The organism is Psychrobacter sp. 1U2, from assembly GCF_051847575.1.
Window position 1 is genome coordinate 1 of sequence record NZ_JBPYDC010001425.1, and the last position, 603, is coordinate 603.

Consider the following 603-nt stretch of genomic DNA (forward strand, 5'->3'; position numbering starts at 1 on the left):
GATTATTGCAAGGCAGATAGCACCACCTAACAGGCGAATAATAGTAAAGTTCCAAGGATCAATATAACCCTCAGCGAGCGCCATTCTACAAAGCAGAGAGTTTGCAGCAAAGGCTATCAAAGCAATTATCGTGTATAGCGTGGCTTTCAAGAAAATTCCTAATAAAAGGGCGTTTGAGGGTGAAAATGAAGGGTGAACGATTATTGGCTAAATCAACGGAGAATAAAATAGCCTAAGCAAAAATCACAAATATCTTAAGTAATTAATCACTTGTCGAACTCGCTCATCTCTATTCCCGCCAATACGTCTAAAACGTTTATTATATTTATTTAATTGGCTCTCAAAATAAGCGCTAATCTCTTCACGCTCATACGGACTATCTCGCAAGTCATCCGCAACCCAAGGAATATCAACGTCTGTTAGCAGTATTAAATCATAATGATGCGCCAGTGCGGCTTGTTTTAGCGCAAGAGGACAGTCGCCATAATACCAATTTGAATAAACCATTAGCTCAAACAAACTGGTATCACAAAATAGATATTTTTGAGTGTCAGTAACAGTATCAATGTCTAGGCGAGATAAAAAATCTTGAGCCGCTTGCTG

The 603-nt window shown here is 38.8% G+C and carries 1 protein-coding gene; it reads right to left on the reverse strand.

The features are described 5' to 3' along the window. Positions 1-243 precede the first annotated feature (243 nt). Positions 244-603: AAA family ATPase (locus ACS8FD_RS22450; RefSeq protein ID WP_439277488.1), on the reverse strand; the 360-nt coding region annotated here is incomplete at its 5' end.